Annotated in this window: 26 protein-coding genes and 1 pseudogene; 15 read left to right on the forward strand and 12 right to left on the reverse strand. The window is 45.0% G+C overall.

The window, feature by feature from the left end:
• Positions 1–121: 121 nt before the first annotated feature.
• The 4 genes and pseudogenes from ltrA to mobA form a co-directional block, all read right to left on the reverse strand.
• Entirely contained in the window at positions 122–1,774 is a 1,653-nt protein-coding gene (gene ltrA / locus ACYIA1_RS07425; RefSeq protein ID WP_025836412.1) for a group II intron reverse transcriptase/maturase, read from the reverse strand.
• Between the two features lie 639 nt (positions 1,775–2,413).
• Positions 2,414–3,334 (reverse strand): annotated as a pseudogene (locus tag ACYIA1_RS07430) (YWFCY domain-containing protein); the annotation flags it as partial.
• 33 nt (positions 3,335–3,367) lie between these two features.
• A complete protein-coding gene (mobB, locus tag ACYIA1_RS07435; RefSeq protein WP_480334894.1) occupies positions 3,368–4,624 on the reverse strand; it encodes a conjugal transfer protein MobB in 1,257 nt (418 codons plus the stop codon).
• A gap of 1 nt (position 4,625) precedes the next feature.
• On the reverse strand, positions 4,626–5,072 hold the full coding sequence (gene mobA / locus ACYIA1_RS07440; RefSeq protein WP_151882808.1) for a conjugal transfer protein MobA: 447 nt from the start codon (positions 5,070–5,072) through the stop codon (positions 4,626–4,628).
• 604 nt (positions 5,073–5,676) lie between these two features.
• Between mobA and ACYIA1_RS07445 the strand changes: the two genes are divergently transcribed.
• Genes ACYIA1_RS07445 through ACYIA1_RS07455 form a run of 3 tightly spaced genes read left to right on the forward strand, consistent with a single transcriptional unit; the run spans position 5,677 to position 7,738 of the window.
• Positions 5,677–6,432, forward strand: a complete 756-nt coding sequence (locus ACYIA1_RS07445) for a ParA family protein (protein ID WP_342975028.1) — start codon at positions 5,677–5,679, stop codon at positions 6,430–6,432.
• Between the two features lie 2 nt (positions 6,433–6,434).
• Positions 6,435–6,848 carry a DUF3408 domain-containing protein gene (locus tag ACYIA1_RS07450; protein ID WP_007664664.1) on the forward strand — a complete coding sequence of 138 codons (414 nt, stop codon included), beginning with the start codon at positions 6,435–6,437 and terminating at the stop codon, positions 6,846–6,848.
• A 5-nt stretch (positions 6,849–6,853) separates the two neighbouring features.
• On the forward strand, positions 6,854–7,738 hold the full coding sequence (locus ACYIA1_RS07455) for a DUF4122 family protein (RefSeq protein WP_342975027.1): 885 nt from the start codon (positions 6,854–6,856) through the stop codon (positions 7,736–7,738).
• 176 nt (positions 7,739–7,914) lie between these two features.
• Here the strand turns inward: ACYIA1_RS07455 and ACYIA1_RS07460 are convergent, their stop codons facing one another.
• On the reverse strand, positions 7,915–9,183 hold the full coding sequence (locus ACYIA1_RS07460; RefSeq protein ID WP_342975026.1) for an ATP-binding protein: 1,269 nt from the start codon (positions 9,181–9,183) through the stop codon (positions 7,915–7,917).
• 355 nt (positions 9,184–9,538) lie between these two features.
• On the opposite strand from ACYIA1_RS07460, the gene ACYIA1_RS07465 reads away from it, so the two are divergent.
• The 12 genes from ACYIA1_RS07465 (at position 9,539) to ACYIA1_RS07520 (ending at position 19,140) form a co-directional block, all read left to right on the forward strand.
• A complete protein-coding gene (locus tag ACYIA1_RS07465) occupies positions 9,539–9,835 on the forward strand; it encodes a DUF4134 domain-containing protein (protein WP_005794045.1) in 297 nt (98 codons plus the stop codon).
• Between the two features lie 2 nt (positions 9,836–9,837).
• Entirely contained in the window at positions 9,838–10,170 is a 333-nt protein-coding gene (locus ACYIA1_RS07470; protein WP_342975044.1) for a DUF4133 domain-containing protein, read from the forward strand.
• Entirely contained in the window at positions 10,167–12,665 is a 2,499-nt protein-coding gene (locus ACYIA1_RS07475) for a TraG family conjugative transposon ATPase (RefSeq protein WP_342975025.1), read from the forward strand. Before ACYIA1_RS07470 ends, ACYIA1_RS07475 begins: the two co-directional genes overlap by 4 nt.
• 31 nt (positions 12,666–12,696) lie before the next feature.
• The gene (locus ACYIA1_RS07480) at positions 12,697–13,326 is read left to right on the forward strand and encodes a DUF4141 domain-containing protein (RefSeq protein WP_025018902.1); all 630 of its coding nucleotides are present in this window, start codon (positions 12,697–12,699) and stop codon (positions 13,324–13,326) included.
• Positions 13,327–13,344: 18 nt separating this feature from the next.
• A complete protein-coding gene (gene traJ / locus ACYIA1_RS07485; protein WP_258328226.1) occupies positions 13,345–14,352 on the forward strand; it encodes a conjugative transposon protein TraJ in 1,008 nt (335 codons plus the stop codon).
• 19 nt (positions 14,353–14,371) lie between these two features.
• Positions 14,372–14,995 carry a conjugative transposon protein TraK gene (traK, locus tag ACYIA1_RS07490; RefSeq protein WP_007664650.1) on the forward strand — a complete coding sequence of 208 codons (624 nt, stop codon included), beginning with the start codon at positions 14,372–14,374 and terminating at the stop codon, positions 14,993–14,995.
• Positions 14,996–15,025: 30 nt separating this feature from the next.
• Positions 15,026–15,322: a hypothetical protein gene (locus ACYIA1_RS07495; protein ID WP_195358111.1), complete on the forward strand. Its 297-nt coding sequence runs from the start codon at positions 15,026–15,028 to the stop codon at positions 15,320–15,322.
• Complete coding sequence (gene traM, locus ACYIA1_RS07500) at positions 15,315–16,604, forward strand: conjugative transposon protein TraM (RefSeq protein WP_195358109.1); 1,290 nt, start codon at positions 15,315–15,317, stop codon at positions 16,602–16,604. Before ACYIA1_RS07495 ends, traM begins: the two co-directional genes overlap by 8 nt.
• Positions 16,605–16,624: 20 nt before the next feature.
• On the forward strand, positions 16,625–17,611 hold the full coding sequence (gene traN / locus ACYIA1_RS07505; RefSeq protein WP_057327270.1) for a conjugative transposon protein TraN: 987 nt from the start codon (positions 16,625–16,627) through the stop codon (positions 17,609–17,611).
• A gap of 2 nt (positions 17,612–17,613) precedes the next feature.
• On the forward strand, positions 17,614–18,186 hold the full coding sequence (locus tag ACYIA1_RS07510) for a conjugal transfer protein TraO (RefSeq protein WP_195358107.1): 573 nt from the start codon (positions 17,614–17,616) through the stop codon (positions 18,184–18,186).
• A 13-nt stretch (positions 18,187–18,199) separates the two neighbouring features.
• Positions 18,200–18,700 carry a DUF3872 domain-containing protein gene (locus ACYIA1_RS07515; protein ID WP_480334901.1) on the forward strand — a complete coding sequence of 167 codons (501 nt, stop codon included), beginning with the start codon at positions 18,200–18,202 and terminating at the stop codon, positions 18,698–18,700.
• Between the two features lie 65 nt (positions 18,701–18,765).
• Complete coding sequence (locus ACYIA1_RS07520) at positions 18,766–19,140, forward strand: lysozyme family protein (protein ID WP_480334903.1); 375 nt, start codon at positions 18,766–18,768, stop codon at positions 19,138–19,140.
• A gap of 104 nt (positions 19,141–19,244) precedes the next feature.
• On the opposite strand, the gene ACYIA1_RS07525 is transcribed toward ACYIA1_RS07520, so the two are convergent.
• From ACYIA1_RS07525 to ACYIA1_RS07555, 7 genes are all read right to left on the reverse strand, one after another.
• Positions 19,245–20,285: a tyrosine-type recombinase/integrase gene (locus ACYIA1_RS07525; protein WP_117852433.1), complete on the reverse strand. Its 1,041-nt coding sequence runs from the start codon at positions 20,283–20,285 to the stop codon at positions 19,245–19,247.
• Positions 20,275–21,168, reverse strand: coding sequence for a tyrosine-type recombinase/integrase (locus ACYIA1_RS07530; RefSeq protein WP_480334873.1), 894 nt, complete (start codon positions 21,166–21,168; stop codon positions 20,275–20,277). The genes ACYIA1_RS07525 and ACYIA1_RS07530 overlap by 11 nt, the downstream gene beginning before the upstream one ends.
• 422 nt (positions 21,169–21,590) lie before the next feature.
• Complete coding sequence (locus ACYIA1_RS07535) at positions 21,591–22,805, reverse strand: tyrosine-type recombinase/integrase (RefSeq protein WP_117991734.1); 1,215 nt, start codon at positions 22,803–22,805, stop codon at positions 21,591–21,593.
• Positions 22,806–22,909: 104 nt separating this feature from the next.
• Positions 22,910–23,116 carry a hypothetical protein gene (locus ACYIA1_RS07540; protein ID WP_480334905.1) on the reverse strand — a complete coding sequence of 69 codons (207 nt, stop codon included), beginning with the start codon at positions 23,114–23,116 and terminating at the stop codon, positions 22,910–22,912.
• A 19-nt stretch (positions 23,117–23,135) separates the two neighbouring features.
• On the reverse strand, positions 23,136–24,098 hold the full coding sequence (locus tag ACYIA1_RS07545; RefSeq protein ID WP_191215908.1) for a glycosyltransferase family 2 protein: 963 nt from the start codon (positions 24,096–24,098) through the stop codon (positions 23,136–23,138).
• 245 nt (positions 24,099–24,343) lie between these two features.
• On the reverse strand, positions 24,344–25,219 hold the full coding sequence (locus ACYIA1_RS07550; protein ID WP_005855867.1) for an NAD kinase: 876 nt from the start codon (positions 25,217–25,219) through the stop codon (positions 24,344–24,346).
• A gap of 15 nt (positions 25,220–25,234) precedes the next feature.
• A complete protein-coding gene (locus tag ACYIA1_RS07555) occupies positions 25,235–25,894 on the reverse strand; it encodes a CBS domain-containing protein (RefSeq protein ID WP_480334908.1) in 660 nt (219 codons plus the stop codon).
• Positions 25,895–25,907: the final 13 nt, after the last annotated feature.

Raw genomic sequence — 25,907 nt, forward strand, 5'->3', positions numbered from 1 at the left:
ATCGGGTAAGTCAAGGGCATTGCTGCCCCCTTCTCCCCTAAGAACCGTACATGAGAGTTTCCCCTCATACGGCTCAAGCAACTCAATATTTCTATTTGTTGTTAGAAATCGGCTCATACTTTCAACATTTTCGTTTATTTCGCTTGTAGCAGTTGTTGTGGACAAGTTGCCGTACAATCGAACCACCAACAGATATTTCGTTGACGTTCCATGCTTTTGTACAATCTATTTCCTTGCCACATAACGGACAAATCCGGTTCTGCTTGTTCCATAAATATAAGAGAGACTTACGTCCCTTGAGAGATTCCAGCATTTGTTGCTCCTTTCGCTGAAAGAAATAATCATCGTATTCCGGGTCGAAAGGGTTTGCCTCACCTTTGATTTGCTTGTACGGGGTATAATGTATATCCGACAACCTTTTAAGGGTCAGGTAGTTCACTTTCTTGCTCTTGGTTTCATATTTCCATGCAAACGTCCATTTACGCCCCCGAATTTCATGCCAATATTTGTCTGCAACCCAAGACTTGCGTTTCTTTGGATGGCGACGTAAAGCCCATTTCTTCGTGAGATTGTAAATGTGATTGTCACAACCATGAAAAGCATCGGTTGATGCACCATATCGGTAATAGTTGCCCCAACCTGTGATTACAGGATTAAGCATTCGTATCAGCGATTCCTGCTTACACATTTTATGTCCTTTAACGATGTCACCGATTTTTGCCCTGAAGCGTTTCTGTGCATCTTTGGACGGGGATGTGTATAGCCTTTTGCCAAACTTCCTCACATTGAAACCTAAGAAATCAAAACCGTCGTATATGTTCGTAATGGTAGTTTTCTCTTCGGATAAGGTCAGCCCTCTTTCTTTGAGAAATTCTATCACGATAGGTTTGACTTCGTTTTCCAATAGCTCCTTATCTCGACCTGTGATTATAAAGTCATCCGCATAACGAATGAGGTTTACCTTGTAGTGGAATGTCTTATTGTTGCGCCATAATCTTTTGAATCTTTCAGCCAAGAGTGGTTGAAGTCCGTCAAGTGCTATATTTGCAAGTGTCGGTGATATGATACCTCCTTGTGGTGTACCCTCTTCTGTCGGGAATAGTTTGCCATTGAATACAGCTCCACATTTCAGCCATTTTCTGAGTATCGTCTTATCCATAGGGATATGATTAAGAAGCCAGTCGTGGCTGATATGGTCGAAGCAGCCTTTAATGTCTCCCTCCAAAATCCATTCGGGGGAATGCTGGCGGTTTAGAACCGTATCAATCTGACGGATAGCGTCCATTGTCCTGCGTTTCTTGCGGAAACCATAAGAAAAGCGGTCGCCTGTCGTTTCGGCTATCGGTTCCAATGCCATGAGATATAATGCCTGCATCGCCCTGTCTTTCATTGTCGGTATTCCCAACGGTCGGAGTTTACCGTTCTTTTTCTTGATGTGAACCCTACGAAGCGGCTGCGGATTGTAACCACGACGTTTCAGTTCACCGATTGCTTTGTACTTGCGCTTGGGAGAATCCCAAAGCTGTTTATCTACTCCAGACGTTTTCTTCCCTTTGTTGGAAGTAACCCTCTTTACCGCCAATGCCTTGGCGTAAAAAGAGTGGGTCAGCATCCACTGCAAGGCTTTCACCTTGTTATGTCTGCCTTCCTTTTGAGCCTTTACAATACGCGCTTGTAGCTTTCGGACATAGGCTTCACACTTGGACCAGTCCATTCCGTTCCAAGTTAGATTCCTACTATCAGCAGGCGCACACGATGTTTTAGTTTCGTTCATTTGCTTTCCTCCTTTTGAAAGTTCTAAAAGTTATCTTGTAAAGAGTTACCATATACGGAAGTCTGCCCACTTTCGTGTCGGATGATGTCACCAATAACAACCCGTGATGTTGATTCAATCCGTATCCACCCCATTACAGGGTGGCATTCGCTTTTTCCGTTATCTCATACCTGCACCCCATTCGGCTTGCCTTGCGGTTCGCTTACTCGCATTCTTACGAGAGAGATACAGGCTTGCCCTGTTCCACGTAATTGACAAACGGATAGTTTAGGTTCTGCCAAGTCCGCCGGCAGTGCTGTGTCCGTGTAACCCCAACATGGGCAAGGGTTATCCGACTGCTTACCTTTTGGTGAGAGCTAAAGTATCTTGCGCTCCTTCAAACCTTACGACGGCTAAAGTCAGTTCACTTACGTTAACCATGCTATCCAGCCTTGCCACTCAACGGTATGATACTAACCGTCCTTGACATTCCCTTACGGTTCAGTCTTGTCCTTTCGGAAAGTGTACTTTGTCCTATAAGCTTGGCACAACCCATCACTGGAGATGCACCTTATAGTAGGCTACCGCTGACGGAACAGCGGGTTAAATCATGCAATTAATATTACTGTCTAACAATCAATTACGTGACTTTTCAGGTCACACCCATGTTTTGTTAAGGTTCAACATTATCGTGTAGGCACTCTCATACGCATCGCTGATATCCACCATAAACTTCGGATTGATGGGATTACAGCGGTGTGAGCGTCGTGGGTCGTCAAAGTTGATGACATAGAAACTCGGCTTTACCTTGTACTTGTCGATATTTTTCAACAGCTCATTATAGGCAATTACCGATAGGTCATCAAACTTGTAGTCGTAGATGTATGTTGCAAAACCTTTGGCTATGGTCTGCTTGATGTAGTTATTGACTACGGCATACGACTTACCGCTACCCGGTGTTCCCAATACAATGGTTGCTCTGAACGGATTCACTACATTTATCCAACCGTCCCATTCCTTGCCTTGATAGACAAACTTCGTAGGCAGATTTACAGAATACTCATTTTCCATCAGTCGTGTCTCCTGCATGAAACTCTCGTTGGCCACATTGAAGACATCTTCCATAAGGTTATGCTTGAACATACGGCTAATCCATACTCCAGACATAAGAAGGAGGATATATCCGACAGTCATAGTAACCGTATAGATTACCATATTCACGATTGGCGAGAACGGTAGGTCGAGCATCCACCAGTTCATAAAGAAGAGTACAAGACCGCCTAGGAAGGTCGCATAAATCTTCTGCCAGGTCATCTTCTGATTCTTGACTCCCTTTGTACCGAGGCACGAGAGAGCCAAGAATATGATGGCGAATACCTTTGTCACAAGCAGGTTGCTGAACAGCCCTGCCGTATTCTGAAAGTTGAGCAGTATCTTGTCTACCACTCCGATGTTGATACCCATATCCACGATGGCCTGATAGCAGAACCAGTAGATATGTACTACAATAAATATAATGGATATGGCACGCATGAACTCCATGACCTTTGCCAATCCTCTCAAATCATCTTCCTGTTGCATAATTAATTCGTTTTAATGGTTAGTGAAATTGATTTACGATATGCCGCGTGAACGGCGTTTTTTCTTCTTCTTTTTCTTCTGGTACTGCTTGGCGAGCATCTCCTCCTGCGGATCATTTGCAGGAGCGTCAAACGAGAAGATTCCGAAGGCTTGCTCTATGTCCGATTCAAGGTCTGCCGATGAGAGGCTTTGGCTCTCGGAGAAACCTTGCGGCATATCGGCCCATGGAATGTCGCCTTGCGAGTTGAATAGCTTCTCGAAGTTGTTTGCCGAGAACTCCTTACCCAGACGGGAACCGTTATATACCTCACGATTGTGGTGGTCGATGAATGTGACACCGTAAATGCGCCCTGCATCGTTCTCGCGGAACACCACATCAATGCCCTTGCTACCAAGCAGACGCACGAACTCCTCGCGGTTGCCACGACAGCCGTGCATTGCCAGAGCCACATCGTTGCGGATTTTGGGTTGCCACCTCTTCGCTCGGAACTCCTGAGCATTATAGGCGATACGCTTCTCCACACCCTCGTAGCCGAAACGCTTGCCGATAAGCGAGGACTTGATGGGTGTGCAGATAGGCTTACCGTTGTCATCGGTCATCGTGTAGATGATACCCGAATATGGCTTGCCATCGAATTCGCCCTTGACCTGCTTTGCCTCAATGTTGAAGCACGAGAGCATGGCACTATACTCGCCGAAGGACTGGAAACGATACGAGGTGAAGACACTCTTGAGAATGTTGGATACCTGCTGCTTTACATCGCCATGGGTGTAGTCTGCCTTTTTCAGATAAGGCTCCAACAACTCCTTTCGCTTGTCGGCAATCTGCTTGAGTCCGAACATCTGCTCCAATTCTCGGCAAGCCTTCATCGAGCGGTTCCATTCATAGGCATCGTCTATCTTCTCACCGTTCTCATTCACGCAGGTAGATACTATATGTATGTGTCTGCGGTCAATGTCCTCGTGGAGATAGACAATGTAGGGCTGGTTGCCGTAGCCCATCTTCTGCATATAGGCTCTTGCCAAATCCGCAAACTGACTGTCGGTAAGATTGTCGTCCAGTGTAGGATTGAGCGATATATGCAGGATAGGCTTCTCGGTGTTGCGGTTGGCAGCGAGATAACTCTCAAAAGCGAACATCGTCTGACTGACAATCCTATCAGGGTCGTAGAGAGAATCGGTAATCATACGGTTGCCCGCAATGATACGGGCGGTAACCTCGTTCACCTTCTGCTGATTGTAGATGATGGCTCCGTAGAGCGAAGCACCTCTGTTGATTTTAGCCACCATATCAACCTCCGCTTTTACGGTTCAAGTGCCTCTCCTCAAACTCGCGTGTGAGGGCGACAATCTGTTTGCTCAGCACTACCAACTCCAGTGTGGCTTTCTCCAATTTGGCGACAAGGGCAAATGCCCGCTTGTCTCCGAAATTGGCTTTTACGGCTCGCACCGTCTGGTTGTAGTTGTTACCGATGGCTTGGAACTGATGGTAGAAATTCGTGAGGCGTATGTAATAATCCATAGCCGCCTTGTCGAGTTTTACCACCTTTACTTCACGCTCGAAGATTAGAGCCTTTAGAAATTTCGACCTCTCCTTGAATCCCGATTTTTGGAATTGGATGTCGAAGTGTCCGTTCTCTTCCGATGTCAATCGGACCACATAGCGATGTATAGCTGGATCTAATTTAGGTTTCCGACCTACACCTTTTCTTTGGTTTTTCCTGTTGTTCGTCTGCATACTTTTACATTTTATTGGTTACTAACTTCCGCTATGGATTCACGACTTTGGAGTGAATCCCTCCCCGAGCCGCAGGCGAGTGGCAAGTTTGTTTTGAGTGCCCGAAAACATTTCGGGTGCCTCAAAACACAACTTGCTATGTTCGCTTGAACATGAATTTTCCTTCGTAAAATTGGCTATCGCCGTTCCCCTCAGAGAGAAGCATCCGAAAACTCCGTTCGTCGTGCGTCCATAGACCTTTCGGGTGCAAAGTTAGACAGGTGTATTCTATTGGTAAATAGAGAGTTATATGCTATGTAATGACATCTGATGACATGTATAGTCAGAGGCTTGACGACATAGTGATTATTCCAATTTTTCGCTATTTCTTTGCGTCAGAAATGGTGCAACAAACCAATAATTGATTGCTTGATTAAGTGATTAAGGATTGGTGAAATTGTGAGAGTAAGCAAGCAAATAATTATTGCATTATTGGGGCGTTGCAACAAACAAAGGTTGACTTATTGGTTGGTGAGCACAATGTCACCATATCACCAAGTAACCAACAAACCAAGTAATAGACAAATAATGTAATAAGTAATTAACAATTAAAAAATTTACAGTTATGAAGAAAAAGCCAGTATTTGTTGCAGTAAGCAACCAGAAAGGTGGAGTTGGTAAAAGTACAATGTTGGTAGCCCTTGCCAGCCTCCTGAACTATACGATGGATAAGAGTGTAGCCATCGTGGATTGTGATGCTACCCAGCGTAGCCTTTATAATCTCCGCGAACGAGACAAGGAGATGGTGGAGAAAAACAATAGGTATATGACGCTTCTTGAAGAGCAAAGACTTCGAGGTTGTAAGATTTATCCTATCAAAAGGGTAAGGCCCGAAGAGGCCCGCGCCACAGCGGGAGAGTTTGCTGAAACTGGAGAGTATGACATCATTTTTATTGACCTCCCAGGTTCTATGGATGTCCCCGGAGTTTTACAGACCATTTTCAATGTGGATTATGTTTTGACTCCCATTGCTGCCGACAACTTTGTAATGGATAGCAGTTTCAGCTTCGCAAGCAGTGTGGTGAGATTCTTGGCAGAAAAGAAAGGCATTCCGCTTAAGGACATCTATATGTTCTGGACGAAGGTAAAGCGAAGGAGCAATGTGGAGGTACTCAAGAACTATTCGGAGCTGATGGAGAAGACAGGATTAAAAGTACTGAAATCAAGTATCCCAGAACTTTGTCGATACGAGAAGGAGTTGTCGATGTCATCTCGTACCTATTTCCGATGTTCGCTGTTGCCTCCTCCTGCGGGGCAACTCAAAGGAAGCGGATTACAGGAACTTGCCAATGAACTTCTTGAAATACTTAAACTGAAATAACTATGGCAAAGAAGAGCGTAAAAGTCGATGAGGATCTTATAAGGGGGTATATGGCAGGGCGGGAACCTGATAATGTTTCTAAGAATGAAACTTCTGTACAGGAGATTCTGAATGAAGCCATAACCACCGAGGAAGAACCTGTTGAAGAGGTGGTGCAAGAAAAGCCCAAGCCTCGCAAAAAAAAGGAAGAGAGCAACTATAGACAGAAGTATTTGATGAATACACCGATGTCGGGGCGTGTTCAAGTGTATCTGAACCGTCAGCTATACGAGCAAATCAAGAACTTTTTGCCCGTGATTGCTCCAGAGACCAGCATTGCAAGCTATCTCAGTAACATTATAGCAGAGCATATAGAACTTAACATTGAGGAGATAACTCAACTTTATAAAGAACGATTTTCACCACCTAAAATTTAACAACTATGACAACAACCATTTTTTATATATCAGTTAAGGCAGTATCAGCAACCTATATATTATACAAAGTATGGAATATGATTTTCAGTCAGCGAATGTATGACTTCTGGAATATGTTACACAATTGGGCTCGTATTGCCCGTATCAGATTGTGGAAGTATCGAAAGAAACGGATGGAAGAGAAAGCGAGGAAGGACAGGCGAAAAGCCAGAATGCAAAGACCTATGTTGCATAAGGTACAGCCTGAAGAGCAAGCATTTCAACCTTCATCTTATTCTGATTTGGAAGCTCAAGCAATAGTAGAGGAACTTGCCAAGAGATTTGAAGACACTTCACAAGATGAAACATTGAAGTCACCCGTAGAAGAAAAGCCCAAGCCTAAAATCAAACCTATGGTTTTTGATGATCCGAATGAGGTTATGGGTAAGTCCAATATTATCTATTATGAAGACCCTGAAGTCGCTCGCAAGACTCCGACACGTTCAATAGACCTCAAGCAGATTGAGCTACCTGTTGATGAAGATGTCAATCCGGAAGATGTTGAGGATAATTTTGTACCGCAGAAAAGATTGTCGCAAGAGGATATGAAGGAATTGATGTCTTCCGAGTCTATTCCTGATCCGGAATTTTCGGGAGCCTGTACTTTTGAAGAGTTGGGTAATGTAGCAGATGTCTTATTGAATAGGACTACAGATAAGGAAAAGATTATGGATGCCGCAGAGACCTTATATAAACTTCAAGATTCCGACATCTATCATTTTTACACTACTTCTATCAGTACGGAAAAGCAAGTGGATAGATTGCTAAAGGATAATCTTGATGGTGCAGGTCGTAGGCTGAATGGTATGCAATCAGAGCGTATTGCGGTTGATTGGAATAAATTTATGTAATAAACATTCTTTTTTTCATTGTTTATATATTTGGTTAACTGGGCTGGCACTCCGATGTGAATCGGGGTGTCAGTGTTTATATGTGTATTCAGCTACTCCAATTAACAAGTAAGGCAAGTATCGTAATGCCTCGTGCATTATGATTCTTGCCTTACTATTAGTAAATTAAATAAGATTTATTTGTTAAGTAACCACTCTGTAGCAGGAACAACATTTATGGTGTAACCATCCTCCTCAATTGTTTCTTGTTCTTCAAAGGTTACAAGCGTAAGATTATTGCACTTTAGTTTCTTGGCTGCATTCTTCAAACCTCTAATCTCTCTATTGCGTGTCTTTTCAGTAGAGATATCGTATGATACCTGTATCAACTCTTGTACATTGCCATCTTTTGCTATAACAAAATCAACTTGCGAAGATGTTTCCTTATAGTAGAAAACATCACAAAAGAGTGGCTTATAGCGACGCATCAGCTCAATGCATACTATATTCTCCAACTTCCAGCCGAGATTTTCCAATGAGAAATTATCCTCGCGTTCTGTGACAAATGCAGTATCCACTACATAAACCTTTTCGTTTCTTACACGATCTTTACTTTTATATGAGAAACGATTTACTCCTACCAATAGAAAAGCCTCTTTAAGGTAGGAATAATAGTTCTCAGCCGTATGATTTGATACTCCGAATAATTCTCCTACCGTTTTTGCGACAAATTCCTGACAATAATTATCGGCAAGATAAGCTGCGATTCTTCGTAATGCTTCCACATTGCGAACTTTGAAACGTTTTGCTATATCATTCTTGATGATGGCATCCAATAATCCGTTAATGTAACCTCTACGATTACTTTCATTGAACAATTCTGGGAATCCACCTTGTAGAAGATATTCATGTAGGGTACTTTTGCGAATACCCTTCGCTTTTGTTGATAGCGAAGTGGTATCTATATTTTTCATTGCACAATACTCGGAGTATGAGAAAGGATAGAGTTCTACCTTATTATTTCTTCCTGTCAGATGTGTACTTAATTCCTTACTGAGTAATTTAGAATTAGAACCTGTAATAAATAGATGCATTTTCTGGCGAAGCAATCGATTGACAAACAATGGCCAGCCTTCTATATTCTGTATCTCATCAAGGAACAGATATTTGAACTCTCCATAAGTCATATATAATGCTTCAAGCAAATGGTCTAAATCACTTGCCTTCATATCCTCCATTCGGTCATCATCAAAGTTTACATAGGCAAAGTCAATCCCCTTTTGCTTAAGGAACATTTCGCATAATGTTGATTTTCCACATCGTCTGACACCTATCACAACCTGAGCTCGATTGCTCTTTAAGTCAAGTTGTGATTCTTCAGGACGTAGGCACAACTCCGAGTAATCATTCGCTAGCAACTCCTCACGCTGGTCTGCTACTATTGATAGTAATGTCTGAGTATTCATAATTCATATTATTTTACTGCAAAAATAATTCTATTTCCATAAAACAGCAAATCTTTCGCAATCTATTTCCATAAATAATGCGATTTGTTTATTTCTATTTCCATAAATAGTGCAAATTATCATTTTCTATTTCCATAAATTCACTCTTCGGTACAAAATCTATTTCAAATTTGGCACATCATTTATAACTCCTCACGACCTCTTTTCACCCCAAAATCCACCCTTCAAAACACCCCAACTATGACATCTGATGACACGTTATGACGTGTATAGACCGATTTGAAAATCAATGGATTAAGTGCTATATATTCGCAGTCGAAATCACTTTTTGTATAACTAAAAAACATTTCGACGTATGAAGAAAAAAGTATTATTCGCAGCAGCATTTATGCTTGCAACAGTAGGTGCTTACGCACAGGGTAACGGTATCGCAGGTATCACCGAGGCTACCAACATGGTAACATCGTATTTCGATCCCGGTACCAAGTTGATTTACGCAGTGGGAGCCGTAGTCGGTCTTATCGGCGGCGTGAAGGTCTATTCGAAGTTCTCTTCGGGCGACCCCGATACCTCGAAGACCGCAGCCTCTTGGTTCGGTGCCTGTATCTTCCTCATTGTAGCCGCCACTATTCTCCGTTCATTCTTCCTCTGATTATGGCGGTCTATCAAATCAACAAAGGGATTGGTCGTAGCCCCGAGTTCAAGGGGCTACGCAGCCAATACCTCTTCATCTTCGCCGGCGGTCTGCTCGCCATACTCATTGCCTTTATGGTGCTGTATATGGCAGGCGTGAACCAATGGATATGTATCGTACTGGGAGTCATCTCCGCTTCGGTACTTGTCTGGGCGACCTTCCACCTGAATGCCAAGTATGGCGAGTGGGGCTTGATGAAGATACAGGCTGCAAAGAACCATCCCCGCTACATCATCAACCGCAAACGATTCTTGCGATTGATTATTCCTAACCTCAAAAACAGAAAGTCATGAGAAATGTAATGAAAGCAGCTACCCTCGAAAGCAAGTTCCCGATTCTTTCGGTTGAGCACGACTGCATCATCAGCAAGGATGCCGACATCACGGTCTGCTATCGTGTGGAGCTTCCCGAACTCTTCACCGTCACACAGGCGGAGTATGAGGCGATACACTCGGCATGGGTCAAGGCGGTCAAGGTCTTGCCGAACTACAGTATCGTGCATAAGCAGGACTTCTTCATTGAGGAGAGCTACACACCCGAGTTGCAGAAGGAAGATATCAGTTTCCTATCTCGTTCCTTCGAGCGACACTTCAACGAGCGTCCTTACCTGAAGCACACTTGTTATCTGTTCCTCACCAAGACCACCAAGGAGCATAGCCGCACGACCAGCAGTTTCAATGCCCTTACCCGTGGCTTCATCATCCCGAAGGAGATGCAGGACAAGGAGGCGGTAAGTCGATTCCTGGAGTGCTGCGAGCAGTTCGAGCGTATCATCAACGACAGCGGATTCATCACGCTCACCCGTCTTACGGGCGATGAGATTACAGGCACAGAGTCAAGTGCGGGCATCATCGAGAAATACTTCTCGCTCTCGCAGGAGGATACCACCTGCTTGCAGGACATCACCCTCGGAGCTGGCGAGATGAAGATTGGCGACAACTACCTCTGCCTGCATACGCTCTCCGATCCCGAAGACCTGCCGACAAGCGTGGCTACCGACAGCCGTTACGAGCGTCTCTCAACAGACCGTAGCGATTGCCGCCTCTCGTTTGCCGCACCTATCGGAGTGTTGCTCACCTGCAACCACATCGTGAACCAGTATCTCTTCATAGATGACTCTGCGGAGATGCTGCGTAAGTTCGAGCAGACAGCACGCAATATGCACTCGCTATCGCGTTACAGTCGCTCCAACCAGATTAACCGCGAGTGGATTGAGGAGTACCTGAACGAGGCACATAGCCAGGGGCTGACGGCTATCCGTGCCCATTGCAATGTCTTCGCGTGGAGCGATGACAGGGAAAAACTGAAGCGTGTGAAGAACGATGTAGGCAGTCAGCTCGCCTTGATGGAGGCCAAGCCCCGACACAATACGGTGGATACACCGACACTATTCTGGGCTGCTATCCCCGGCAATGCAGGCGATTTCCCTGCCGAGGAGTCCTTCTACACCTTTATCGAGCAGGCACTATGCCTCTTCATTGAGGAGACCACAGGACAGGATTCACTCTCTCCGTTCGGTATGCGTATGGTGGACCGCTTGACGGGCAAGCCTATCCATCTGGATATTTCGGATTTGCCTATGAAGCGTGGTATCATCACCAACCGCAACAAGTTCATTCTCGGTCCTTCTGGCAGTGGAAAGTCCTTCTTCACCAACCATATGGTAAGGCAGTATTACGAGCAAGGTACGCATGTGTTGCTTGTCGATACGGGTAATTCTTATCAGGGGTTGTGTAACCTTATCAATGCACGCACGCATGGCGAGGACGGCATTTACTTCACTTATGAGGAGAGTGATCCGATAGCCTTCAATCCTTTCTATGTCGAGGATGGTGTGTTCGACATTGAGAAAAAGGAGTCCATCAAGACACTTATCCTTACGCTGTGGAAAAGGGACGATGAGCCACCGACGAGAGCCGAGGAGGTGGCACTCTCCAATGCCGTGAACCTCTTCTTGGAGCGAATACGCACCGACAAGAGCATCAAGCCCTCGTTCAACACCTTCTATGAGTTTATCCGTGACGAGTATCAGGAGATACTTAAAGAGAAGCGTACACGCGAGAAGGACTTCGATGTATGGGGATTCCTCAATGTCTTGGAGCCTTACTACAAAGGTGGCGAGTATGATTTCCTACTGAACTCCGATAAGCAGCTGGACTTGCTCAACAAGCGGTTTATCGTCTTCGAGTTGGATAACATCAAGGACAACAAGGTACTCTTCCCGATAGTGACCATCATCATTATGGAGACCTTCATCAACAAGATGCGTAGGCTGAAAGGTATCCGCAAGATGATTCTCTTGGAGGAGGCTTGGAAAGCCATCAGCAAGGAGGGCATGGCCGAGTACCTGAAGTACCTCTTCAAGACCGTGCGTAAGTTCTTCGGTGAGGCGGTTGTGGTGACGCAGGAGGTCGAGGACATTATCTCTTCCTCTATCGTCAAGGGTACCATCATCAACAACAGCGACTGCAAGATTCTTCTCGACCAGCGTAAGTATGTAAACAAGTTCGATGAGATACAGGCTTTGCTCGGTCTCACCGACAAGGAGCGTGCACAGATTCTCTCCATCAACCTCTCCAATGCTCCCGGCAGGAAGTACAAGGAGGTGTGGATAGGTCTTGGCGGAGCACAGTCGGCAGTCTATGCCACGGAGGTATCCCCCGAAGAGTATTACTGCTACACTACCGAGGAGACCGAGAAGCTGGAGTTGCAGCGACTCACCGAGAAGTTGGACGGCAATATCGAACTCGCCATCAAGCAGCTTGCCGAGAGCAAGCGAAGTAAGTAACCCATTTATTCACCCTTTAATTCGTAACAGTATGAGATTGAAAATTTTTATGCTCTGTCTGGTGGCTCTCTTTGTCAGCCAGACATCGAGGGCACAGTGGGTGGTGACAGACCCAGGTAACCTCGCACAAGGCATCATCAATGCCACGAAGAACATCGTACATACATCATCTACGGCAAGTACGATGATTCAGAACTTCCAGGAGACAGTAAAGATCTACAAGCAGGGAAAGGAGTACTACGATGCTCTGAAGAAGGTGAAGAACCTTGTCCGCGATGCACGCAAGGTACAGCAGACCATCCTGCTTGTGGGCGACATTACCGACATCTATGTAAACAGCTTTGAGCGTATGCTGAACGACCCCTATTTTACGGTGGAGGAACTCAGTGCCATAGCTTTGGGATATACGAAACTGCTCGAAGAGAGTGCCCACCTCTTAAATGACCTTAAATCGGTGGTCAATGAGAACGGGCTCTCGATGAGCGACAAGGACCGTATGGATATCATCGACAAGTGTTACAGCGAGATGCTCCAATACCGTGGACTTGTGCAGTACTACACCAACAAGAACATCGGGGTATCCTACCTAAGAGCGAAGAAACAGAACGATGTTGACCGTGTGATGTCCCTCTACGGCTCGCCGAGTGAACGCTATTGGTAAACCTGAAACCCTACGACTATGGTACTATTAGCAGTAAACTTTGACAATCTGCATCAGATACTCCAGAATCTGTATGTGGATATGATGCCCCTCTGTTCGCAGATGACGGGTGTCGCCAAAGGACTTGCCGGATTGGGTGCTCTCTTCTATGTCGCCTATCGTGTCTGGCAGTCGTTGGCAAGAGCCGAGCCTATAGATGTCTTTCCGCTCCTGCGTCCCTTTGCTCTCGGATTGTGTATCATGTTCTTTCCGACCTTGGTGTTGGGTACGCTCAACAGCGTAATGTCGCCCATCGTGACGGGAACGCACAGAATCCTTGAAACGCAGACCTTCGATATGAACGAGTATCGTAGGCAGAAGGATAAGCTGGAATTTGAGGCGATGAAACGCAATCCCGAAACGGCCTACCTCGTGGATAAGGAGTCCTTTGACAACAAGCTCGATGAGCTGGGAGCGTTGGATGCGATTGAGGCTTGCGGAATGTATGTGGATCGCGCGATGTACAATATGAAAAAGGCTGTTCAGAACTTCTTCCGCGAACTGTTGGAGCTGATGTTCAATGCCGCAGCACTTGTCATAGACACGCTGAGAACATTCTTCCTCATCGTCCTCTCGATACTCGGACCCATATCCTTTGCGATAGCCTGTTGGGACGGCTTCCACGCCTCGCTCACGCAGTGGTTTGTCCGATACATAAGCATCTATCTGTGGCTGCCCGTGAGCGACCTTTTCAGTAGCGTGCTTGCACGCATACAGGTACTGATGCTACAGAAGGACATCGAGCAGTTGTCCGATCCCAACTTCATCCCCGACGGGTCGAATGCGGTCTATATCACCTTCCTCATTATCGGCATCATCGGGTATTTCACCATTCCGACAGTGGCCAACTGGATAATCCAGGCTGGCGGCGGTGCAGGTAACTACGGCAGAAATGTAGCCCAGACAGCGAGCCGCACGGGATCGATAGCAGCAGGTGCGACAGGTGCCGCAATCGGCAACATCGCAGGAAGATTACTTAAACGATAACCTATTAAACAGTATTCAAATGGAATTCAAATCACTTAAAAACATCGAGACCGGCTTCAGGCAGATACGCTTCTTCGGCATTGCCTACCTCTTTGTCTGTGCTTCGCTTGTGGGCTTCTCGCTTTGGAAGGCATACAGCTTTGCCGAGGCGCAACGACAGAAGATATATGTCCTTGACGAGGGCAAGTCGCTGATGCTGGCTCTCTCGCAGGACTTGGAGCAGAACCGTCCTGTGGAGGCAAGGGAGCATGTGAAGCGTTTCCACGAACTCTTCTTCACGCTTGCACCCGACAAGAGTGCCATCGAGGGTAATATCCAGAGGGCAATGTTTCTGAGCGACCGCTCGGCATATGAGCACTACAGCGACCTTGCGGAGCAGGGGTATTACAACCGTATCATCTCAGGCAATGTAACCCAGCGTATCGAGGTAGATAGCATAAGCTGCAACTTCAACCACTATCCCTACGAGGTGGTGACATACGCAAGACTATCCATCATCCGCGAGAAGAGTATCACCGAGCGTAGCCTAGTGACCAAAGGGCGACTTCTCAACTCCACACGCAGTGACAACAACCCTCACGGATTCATCTTCGAGGCGTTCCGTGTGGTGGAGAACAAGGACCTGAGAGTCTATGACAGATAACCCAATTATTCACCAATAACATTTACAGCGATGAAAAAGTACATTCAAAAAATCAAGGATTCAATCAACAAGTCTTGGAACAACAAGACATCGAAGACCAAACGCCTTATCATCTACGGCCTCCTGCTGGCATATTCGGGATTTGCCCTCTATGTAATCTTTATGCCTGCTCCCGATTACGGGTATGAGGAGTATGTCAGAAGTGAGCCGCCTGCCACCAATCTGATTATCGAGGAGGAGGTAACTCCTGCCGACAGCCTCTCGGATGAGAAGATACGGGAGATGGAAGAGTTCTTTAACCAATTTAATTCAGAGAGCTATGAGTAACGATGCTAACGCTCTAAAAAGAAAGGAGCAAATCAAGAAGATTCTTGTGTATGGCGGAATGGTTATGCTATGTCTTGTGTCATTCTACTTCATCTTCAAACCATCAAAGGAGCAGGTACAGGCGGAACAGCAGAAGGTAGGCTTCAACGCCGAACTTCCCGACCCGCGAGGTGCAGGCATCGAGGCGGACAAGATTGCTGCATACGAGTTGGAGGATATGCGTGTCAAGCAGGAGCAGAAGATGCGTACCCTTGAGGACTTTACGGCAATGACCACCGATGACGAGGAGGAAGAGGTGGTCGAGATACCCGAAGAGCCGAGATACACAGGCGGTGGCTCGTCCTATCGAAGTGGTAGTAGCAGTCGCAGTAACTCGTTCTCATCTTCCACATCTGCCTACAATGACATTAACGCCACACTCGGCAGTTTCTACGAAGAGCCGCGTGAAGATCCCGAAAAGGAGGCTCTGAAAGCGGAGCTTGAAGAGTTGAAGCAGTCAATGGCACAACAGCAGAACAGCCAGCCGACATATGCCGATCAGGTGGCACTCTTGGAGAAGTCATACGAGCTTGCAGCGAAGTATATGCCAAGCAATACAGCCGCCACCTCCGAGGGCGCAGCCGAGGAGGTGGAGAGCACCACACGAAGCGGCAAGGCGAAGGCACAGCCCGTAGGTCATGTAACGACTCCCGTAGTGTCGGCACTCGCTCAGCCTGTGAGTGACTCGGCGATGATAGCAAGGCTGTCGCAATCCGCAGGCGGAGGTTTTCATACCGCCGTGGGTGAAGCACCTGCCGAGACTTCACGAAACACCATCAAGGCGTGCGTGCATGGCGACCAGACCATCACAAGCGGTCAGAGTGTGCGACTGCGACTCTTGGAGGCAATGCGTGTCGGGAAGTATGTACTGCCACGAAACACCCTCATCACGGGTGAAGGCAGCATCAAAGGCGAAAGGCTCGACATAGAGATTCTTCAGGTGGAGCATAACGGAACAATCATTCCCGTAGAACTTACCGTCCACGACAATGACGGACAGGCGGGAATCTTCATACCCGGCTCCATGGAGGCAAGTGCGGCAAAGGAGATGGCAGCAAATCTGGGACAGAACCTCGGAACAAGCATATCCATCACCAACCAGTCTGCCGGAGACCAACTGCTATCCGAAGTAGGTCGTGGTGCCATACAGGGCGTGTCGCAGTATATCTCCAAGAAGATGCGTGAAGAGAAGGTACACCTCAAATCAGGATATACCCTGATGCTTTATCAAAACAATCAATAACCCATTAAAACATTAAAGACATGAAAAAGATTTTTGTAATGCTTGCCCTCACGATGGGCGTTGTAAGTGCCAATGCACAGTCGGTTGATTCAACCGCAGTAACTAACACGGTAGCCGGTGATGTTACCCTCACTACGGACATCTATCCACAGCAGGAGGATGGTGACATCTATCACGGTTTGACAAAAAAACTGACCTTTGACCGTATGATTCCGCCTTACGGCTTGGAGGTGACATACGACAAGACTACTCACATCATCTTTCCTGCAGCAGTACGCTATGTCGATCTTGGCTCGCCTAACCTTATCGCTGGCAAGGCCGACGGCTCGGAGAATGTGATTCGTGTGAAGGCTACGGTAAAGAACTTCCGCGATGAGACCAATATGTCGGTGATTACTGAGAGTGGCAGTTTCTACACCTTCAATGTGAAGTACTCGGATGAGCCTCTGCTCCTGAATATCGAGATGAAGGACTTTATTCACGATGGCAGTGAGGTGAACCGTCCCAACAATGCTCTCGACATCTATTTGCAAGAGCTTGGCAGTGAGTCGCCTAAGTTGGTACATCTTATCAGCAAGGCTATCCACAAGGACAACAAACGCCACATCAAGCACATCGGCAGCAAGGCTTTCGGCATCCAGTATCTGTTGCGTGGACTCTACACCCACAATGGTTTGCTCTACTTCCATACGCAGGTGAAGAATACATCGAATGTGCCTTACGAGGTGGACTTTGTGACCTTCAAAATTGTGGATAAGCAGGTGATGAAGCGTACAGCCATTCAGGAGCAGGTCATCTTTCCTCTGCGTGCATACGACTATGCCACAACCGTTGCGGGCAACAAGGATGAGCGTACCGTATTTGTCTTCGACAAGTTCACCATCCCTGCCGACAAGGTGCTTGTGGTGGAGATGCACGAGAAGAGCGGTGGCAGACACCAGACCTTCACCGTTGAGAGTGAGGACATTGTAAGAGCAAAGGTAATCAACGAACTTAAAGTGAAGTAACCATGAAAAAGTATCTGTTTCTACTTGTTGCAGTCGTATCGCTTGCCCTGTCATCAGGGCAGGCATACGCCCAGCGTTATCTCCCGAAGATGAAGGGTGTGGAACTCAGAGGCGGCTTTGTAAACGGCTCAAAATCTCCGCTAAACTACTACACGGGAATAGCGATGTCGGGATATACCAAGAAGGCTAACCGCTGGGTGGTGGGTGCAGAATATCTGCTCAAAAACTACGACTATCGGGGTACATCCATTCCTCGCGCCCAGTTCACAGCCGAGGGCGGTTACTACCTGAAGTTCCTGTCCGATCCTACAAAGACCTTCTTCCTCTCTATCGGTGGCTCTGCTTTGGCAGGCTACGAAACGGTGAATTGGGGCGACAGACTACTACACGACGGCTCTACGCTGCTTGCCAAGGATGCCTTTATCTATGGCGGTGCCATCACCCTTGAATTGGAGAGTTATATAACAGACCGTATTGTACTGCTTGCCAATGTGCGTGAGCGTGTCCTCTGGGGAGGCTCACTCGGCAAGTTCAGCACTCAGTTCGGCTTAGGTGTCAAGTTTATTATCAATTAAAATTAAAAACGTTATGAAAAAGTTATTTTCCTATATGATGGTTTGCGGTGCCATGATGACCGCAGTATTGGGCTTCACATCTTGCGAGGATGACCTCGATGTTCAGCAAACCTATCCTTTTACGGTTGAGACAATGCCTGTACCCAAGCGATTGGTGCAGGGCGAGACAGCGGAGATACGCTGCGAGATTGTGCGTGAGGGGTGTTTCTCAGATACTCGCTACACGATTCGTTACTTTCAGCCCGATGGCGAGGGAACATTGAGAATGGATGATGGTATGGTATTACTCCCGAATGACCGCTATCCGCTTGACAGAGATGTGTTCCGTCTGTACTATACCTCGGAGTGTGAGGACCAGCAGACGATAGATGTCTATTTCGAGGATAACCATGACCAGGTGTATCAACTTACATTCACTTTCAACAACGAGGCGAAGGAGGAAGAGGATACCACAGAGGGTAACACTATTACTCCCATAGGAACTATCGTCTCTCCAATCAACATCAATCCTTAACCAACGGTGGCAGGCACTCGCTTGTCGGGTGTCTGCCGCCATAACCAATCACTAAAAGAGAATCTATGAGAATAAAGTTGATGATTATATGTCTGACCCTGCTTTGCGGATATGCCAAGGCACAGACACGAGGTGGCGACTCTTCGCCACCACTACCCAAGGAGGTTTCAGCGGAACTGTTCGACAAGGCGGTAGGACTCATCAAGGAGTTTGAGGGGTGGCACGACCACACCAAGCACCCGTACATCGGTTACGGTCATAAACTGCTTCCACACGAAAACCTGACAGCCGATATTACCGAAGCACAGGCCGATTCGTTGCTCAGAGCCGACCTATTGGAGCGATACAAGTATTTCCGACAGTATGGGAAAGATGCTCTTTTGTTATCCGAAATTTCGGATAAGAGCAATTATCCAAACCAAAATATTATCCCAACTTGACTTTTTATTGTATTGAATATCAGTAAATTGTTATATTTTAGTAGCAGATAATAAAGAGTGATTGTTCCATTATTCAAGAACAGTCACTCATTTATTACTAAGTATTATCTCAATCCAAGAACTGTTGCTAATGAATCTTTATTTCTGATTTTCTTATATTTCTTTTCAACGCCTAAAGTCAGATTGTCTTCCATAGAGCATAAAGCTTGTACCATTTGTTCTGATGAAACTCCTACGTATTTCATTGTCGTTTCGATGCTCTCATGCCCCAATAGTTTTTGTATCTGCGCCAAGTTTACACCGTCTTCCAACCAATGGGTAGCCCGTGCATGCCGAAAACTATGGCAATGAAAATCCGCAGGAATTTCAAGTAGCCCCTGAGACGCAATTCTAACATACATTTTCAACCGCTTGCTAATCGCTTCTGAAGTGATTTTTTTGTTTGCATGGCCATATATGGGGAAAAATACAAAATCAGAAGGTAACGGATTGGCCGGATGGAACAACTTCACATAATGTTTCAGTATTTTTACCATGCTGTTCAACAAATAAATGGTACGTTGTTTATTCCCTTTACCCAAAACAAGAATGTAACTTTTCGTTTCATCCAGGTGCAGTGCCGACAGCCTTAATGATAATATTTCATCTATTCTTGTTCCGGTACTATATAAAAGATTGAACAAGGCAAAATCCCTCTTACCTATCAATGTCCGTGTATTGATGCTTGCAAAAATCCGTTTGATTGTATCTTTTGTGATTACTTCCACTTGTTTTTTAGGTTGCTGCATTCTTTTTATTTCAGCGGCATCACAATCATATTTTATGAATTGGATTTTCTTGTGCGCAAGGAAACGGAGGAAATTTTTCAATATGGAGAGACGATGATTGCATGTTTGCGGGCTGCATTTTCTTACTTCTTTCAGCCATGCAATCCATTCTTCAATCCAGTCCTTACGGAAGCATTCCCCACAAATGGTATTTGATGTGACTCCCTTCGAGGATTCAAGGAAATCTATATAGATTCCCATTCCCTCTCCGTATGATTTTAAAGCGTTATGGCTCAGATTCCTTATACACGGAAGATAAACCGTATGCCACTCATGGATGGCATCGGCGATAATTGAATGTTCTGCTTTAGTCTTCATATTCAAAATAGTCGTTTAAATCAGGTAAAAGTTCTTCATACCCACCTCCTGTCAGATTTTCCAACTGGTGTGCAAACAGCGGTACAAGCCTGTAATAATATAATGTGTTTTGAATGTAACGGTGTCCCATGGAACGGCTGAGATATAAGAGTTTGTCCATCCATTCAATGCCGCAGTGATCCCAACCGTTTATGTTCACGACCGCATAGTGACTGCGAAAATCATATGCTCTTGCGTGTGCCGTACTGACTTTCTTCCATACTTTCTTAAAACTTGCCGTTACCCATTCTCCGGAATATGGTTTGTCGTACTCGTTAGGAAAGAATATCTTTCTTCCGGGCATGAGATTTTCCATTTTGACATTATACATCTGCAATAGCGACCACATGGATTCGTGCAAGGCAGCCCGATGTTCATCTATGCTCTTTGTGTATCTTATATTTATAACACCGGATTGCAAGTCCACGTCTTCTACTCTGAGCAGACGGGCTTCTGTTGTACGCATCCCTGTACTGTACAAAAGTCGGAAAAAGACCGGAACTTCCACTTTCATAAGCGCAGCCCTCATGTCACGGCAATTTATTGGAGGTTCGAGATTGTCCGCTTCATTAAAGAATCTTGCAAGCTCTTCTGGAGTAAACGGATGTGGTTCGAATGATGTGACATTGACTCTTGGAATGGTGGATGGAAGAGGAATATTTACGAAACCACGGCTATTCGCATATTTCAGAAATCCTCTGACACCTACAATTCTGTTATTGCATGACTTTGCGGATTCCGTTTTTTTCTTCTTGCAATAATCAAGGACAATTTCTTCTGTAAGAGCTTCGGCTGACGGATAATTTTGGGCGCAGAAGTCATTGAAACGGCGAATCTTGTCCATTGTCCGCCTACTGAATTTTCCAGAGGCTCTTTTGTAAAGTTCATATTTCTTGACTATATGGGATATTGCGGAATAAGAGTATGGCTGTTCTGAAACAAGAGTACGCTTTGGCTTAGGTGTGTATTTTATGTCCGGAGGATATGATGGCAATTTGAACGGTGCCCCATATTTCGACCGGATATAACGGATGAAGCGCCTCAAAATAATGCATCGGTTACGGTTTGTATAATAGCTTTCCTTATCTGTCCTTGATGCCCATCCGGAGATAATATCATCCGACAGCACTCCGCCATGATTCATACAGTACTTGGCGAAAGAGTTCAGGTATATGCGGGTTATATAGTCACATTTTCCGATACCAGAGATGAAATTGACATATTCAGACATCAAATCTGCAAATTGGGGTAGATGTGAATCTGTTTTCATTCGAACAACTCCTTTCTTATTGGATAACATTCAATATTGATTCCGCATTCTCTCAGATGAGGGATGTCAGCATCTATATATGGGACTATAGATGAAGAACAGATATGTCCTAAAATATGGCTGATGACCCTAATCTCGGTACCTTTACCAAGTAATTTAGAGGCGAGGTTGTGCCGAAATACGCTGACTCCACGCCCGGATTCACCTTTTCTAAGGTTTAGTTTCTCAAAGACTGTATTGACAATGGTGCCGATACTTTTGTTCTCCAACCTTTCTGTCGCATTCTTCTTGTTGGGAAACAGATACACGGATCCGGCCTCATTGTCCCGTTCATTACGTATGTAATCAAACAATGAGTTTCCAACATGAGGAAGAAGGGGCAACACTATCGGATTACCAGTCTTTTCCTGGACGAAGCTGACTCGTTCCTTCTTCCAATCTATGTCTGTCAATTTCAAGTTGGCAATGTCGCATCCTCTTATGCCAGTATATAAGGCCAATGAAACTATAGCTTTTTCCCTGAAAGTCAAAATATTGTTAGAGTCTGACAAAGCATTTTTTATCACATTGATTTCATCATCCTTAAGATAGTTGAAGTTTTTCCTTTCATATTTCAAATCAGGGAAATAACCTAATACTTTTTTCATGTCGTATAAATCCCCCAACTCTTTAAGGGCTGACGCTATGTGACCGCAATATGTCCTTGAACGCTTTTGCTGTTCTTCTTTAAGGAAAAAGGACAAAACATGTTCTTCTTTGATTTCATCCAATGAAGAGACGTGGAACTTTTGCATCTCAAAAAGGAACATTGTAACGGCATCGGTTTCCATTTTTACTGTGGACTTCTTTTTATGTTCTGCGGCACGTTTCCGGTAAATGTCTATAACTTTCTGAAAACTGGGGTTAAGCATATTATACCTGGAAGGATAGCATAACGGAACAAAGGACTTCTTGTCCGGGTAGTGCCCAAATTCATCATATGCTTGGATAGTACGTAAATGCATCATCCTAAGATCCAATGTCGCTTTTGTATATCCCCTTGTACGGATAAACTTTTCTGCAAATTGTTCATACGAATGAAAACATCCTTCATGTTCAAAAAGAAGTCTTAAAACAAATTTTACTCCTTTGATGTACTGAATGTCATAACCACGGGAAACGAGGTTGTCCAGTAACTTCTTCTGGCTTAATTTTAACTGTGCTATATTCATATTCTTCCTATTGGCTTTAGTGCCATTAGCAAAGATATAGGAATGTATTATCCAAACCTATTCATCCTATAACAGAATGATTTACAGAATAAAAAACTGTATTTTTAGGATAATGCTGGGGTTTGGATAACTATTTCTCTCAGTTCTTTCTCCTTTTTTGTCTTATAAAGGTGATAACGCAAAAAAGATAACAGAAGCAGGGTAAAAGCGACGATGATTAAAATGATCAGATAATAAATATCTACATAGAAATGCTCCGGCTCCTTTAGAACCGAGCTTATGGCAGTAGATGTGTGCAGCGCAAACTTCATATAAATAGTATTTATTATCTTAATACTTCTTTCTTAGAATTCCCTCTCTCCAAATCGCTTCCAAAAAGCCTGTCCCATATCCGATCAATTGGACAAAAGCCGCTATGATAGATAACAACGCAACGATTCCGTTCTTATTTCTCACTAAAGCGTCAAAAAAGATCAGTGAAATATAAAATAACAATAGCCCCCATACCTTTGGAACGAAAAAAGCGGAAATACATACCCCAAGCAGACCTACCACAAATAAGGCCGGCAGGCAATGTACCCATTTCAATGATTCCGGGTACTTCTGGTACAAGATAATCCTAGCGTACCCCGAATGCCATACTTGCCGGAAAAACTGGACGAAATTTGTTCTTCGCTTATGATAGACCCAAGCGCCCGGAAAATAACGGCATTTATAGCCTGCCGCAAAAATCCGGATACTAAAATCTATATCCTCTCCATAACGCATATCAGAGAAACCACCCAAGGCTTCATACACCTCTTTCCGCATTCCCATATTAAAACTCCGGGGATAGAATGCATCTAAATGCCTCCGGCTTCCTCGGATCCCTCCTGTCGTAAAAAAAGAAGTCATCGAGTAATTGACCGCTTTCTGTATAGCGGAAAAAGAAGAATGCGCCCTGTCGGCACCACCAAAGGCATCCACCTTATAACGCATCAAGGACTCGTGTACTTGTTCCAGATAGCTGGCCGGAACGATACAATCCGAATCCAAGACAATCACGATCTCTCCTTCCGCATAACGTACCCCTTGATTGCGAGCCAAGCCCGGGCCTGAATTCTCTATATAGAAATAGCGAATCCTCAAGCGGTCATTATAGGCATTGACTATGGACTCACAAGGTATAGAAGAACCGTCGTCCACTACGATAACCTCAAAATGTACATATGTCTGCCGGGTAAGGCTGTTTAATAAATCGTCTATCTCCTCCGGACGATTGTAGACAGGAATAATAATTGAAAATACTTCCATTAAGCTAGATTTAATCTGCCGACAAAAGTAAAGAGTTAAAAAGCGTGTGTCAAAAAAGGGCACTGGACAAATAGAGGACATAGCTGGACATCGAATACCCCCTATTTTTTACCCCATAATAGAAAAACTGGACAAAATCCATAAGATACGCTCAGTTTATCCATACGGAAAAGTCTATTTATCAACAGCTTACAAAATACAATACTATCCGCTACTATTTGGACAAAGACTGGACGCACACAATATTATTTCATTCGCACATCTGCCCCCCACATTAATTTTTCCCGAAGCGTCTGATAAAATGTATGGTTATAGCGCTTGATGACTTTCGTCGTATAATCGGCCTTGCTCATCTTTAATTCGATACCTGCCGGGAATATTTCCGAACGTCCATCCAAAGAGATCAGAAAATATTTATTCCGGCTCTCTACCCGAAGCGTTATTATATCTGAATCCGGAATCACCAACGGACGCACGTTCAAGGAATGCGGAGCGACCGGACTCAAGACAATGCTATTACTTTGCGGGACGATAATCGGCCCATTTACGCTCATCGAATAGGCCGTGGAACCGGTAGGTGTAGCCACTACCAAACCATCCGCCTGATAAGAAGTCAGATATTCCCCATTCAAGAATGTATGAATCGTAATCATCGAGGAACTATCACGCTTCAGCACGGCGATCTCGTTCAAGGCGTAATTATATCCGCGAAACGCACGGTCTTCCGTATATAAACGCAAAAGGGTTCGTTCCTCTACCTTATAGTAATTCTTAAAAATCTCGTCCAGCGTATCCTCAACCTCATTACTGCTGACATCCGCAAGGAAGCCTAGCCGTCCGGTATTAATACCTAAAATAGGAATATCTTGTTTATTTACCCGGGCCGCCGTACGAAGGAACGTGCCATCTCCTCCCACGCTAAGCGCTATATCCAGATCAAACTCATCACCCACTAATAGCCCGCTCACCACTGGCTCAAAACCAAAAGCATCGGTAAGGAATGTATAAAAAGGGCTGTCCACATAAATATCAGCCTCTTGTTCACGAAGCTTCTCAAACAGGCGTTTAATCAGATTCTGTCTCTCAATCTGATATTCACTTCCAAATATTCCAACTTTCATTCTACGCTCCTTACTTTACATATTCATATAATGTAATAACTCATTCATCCGCTGCTGCAACATATCATCCACCATCCCCTTCTCCATAAAATGATAAAGCACCGTATAATTGAAACGCTCGAAACTACGGATCACGGGAGAGGCATCTTCCAAATCAATCTTAAGGGTTATAAGCAGACGGCCCGTATCTTTATCTTGATGGGATAACAAATTAAGGACATGGGCATTATTCGCCTCTACCAAACGGGCGATATCCGTTAATGAATAATCCTGTGGCATCATTTCCAATACGATCACGCTTCCAGCCGCCTCCGCATTACATAGCTCGGATAAAGCATCCACCAAACGATCCCGGGTAATCGCCCCCAAATAAGTTCCGTCCACGGAAACCACAGGCAACAGGCTCAATCCATATCGGGTTATCATTGCCAACGCTTCATGTAAATGTCCATTTTCCGAAATCGCCGGAGCGAATAAAACCGGCTCACCGATCGTAGCCGAAGGATCCGGCATCGCCAATAAGTCTTTTTCCGACACTAAACACTGGTATGCGCTATCACTCAATAACGGAAGATGCTTGAGTTTAAAATCCTCCATTAATGCCAACGCATATTCCGCTGTGTCAAAACTTTTTAACACCGGAATTTCCTTTGTTATGAAATCTTTCACCAACATTATTCTGTTAATT

Source organism: Parabacteroides sp. KHUB-02 (assembly GCF_056640955.1).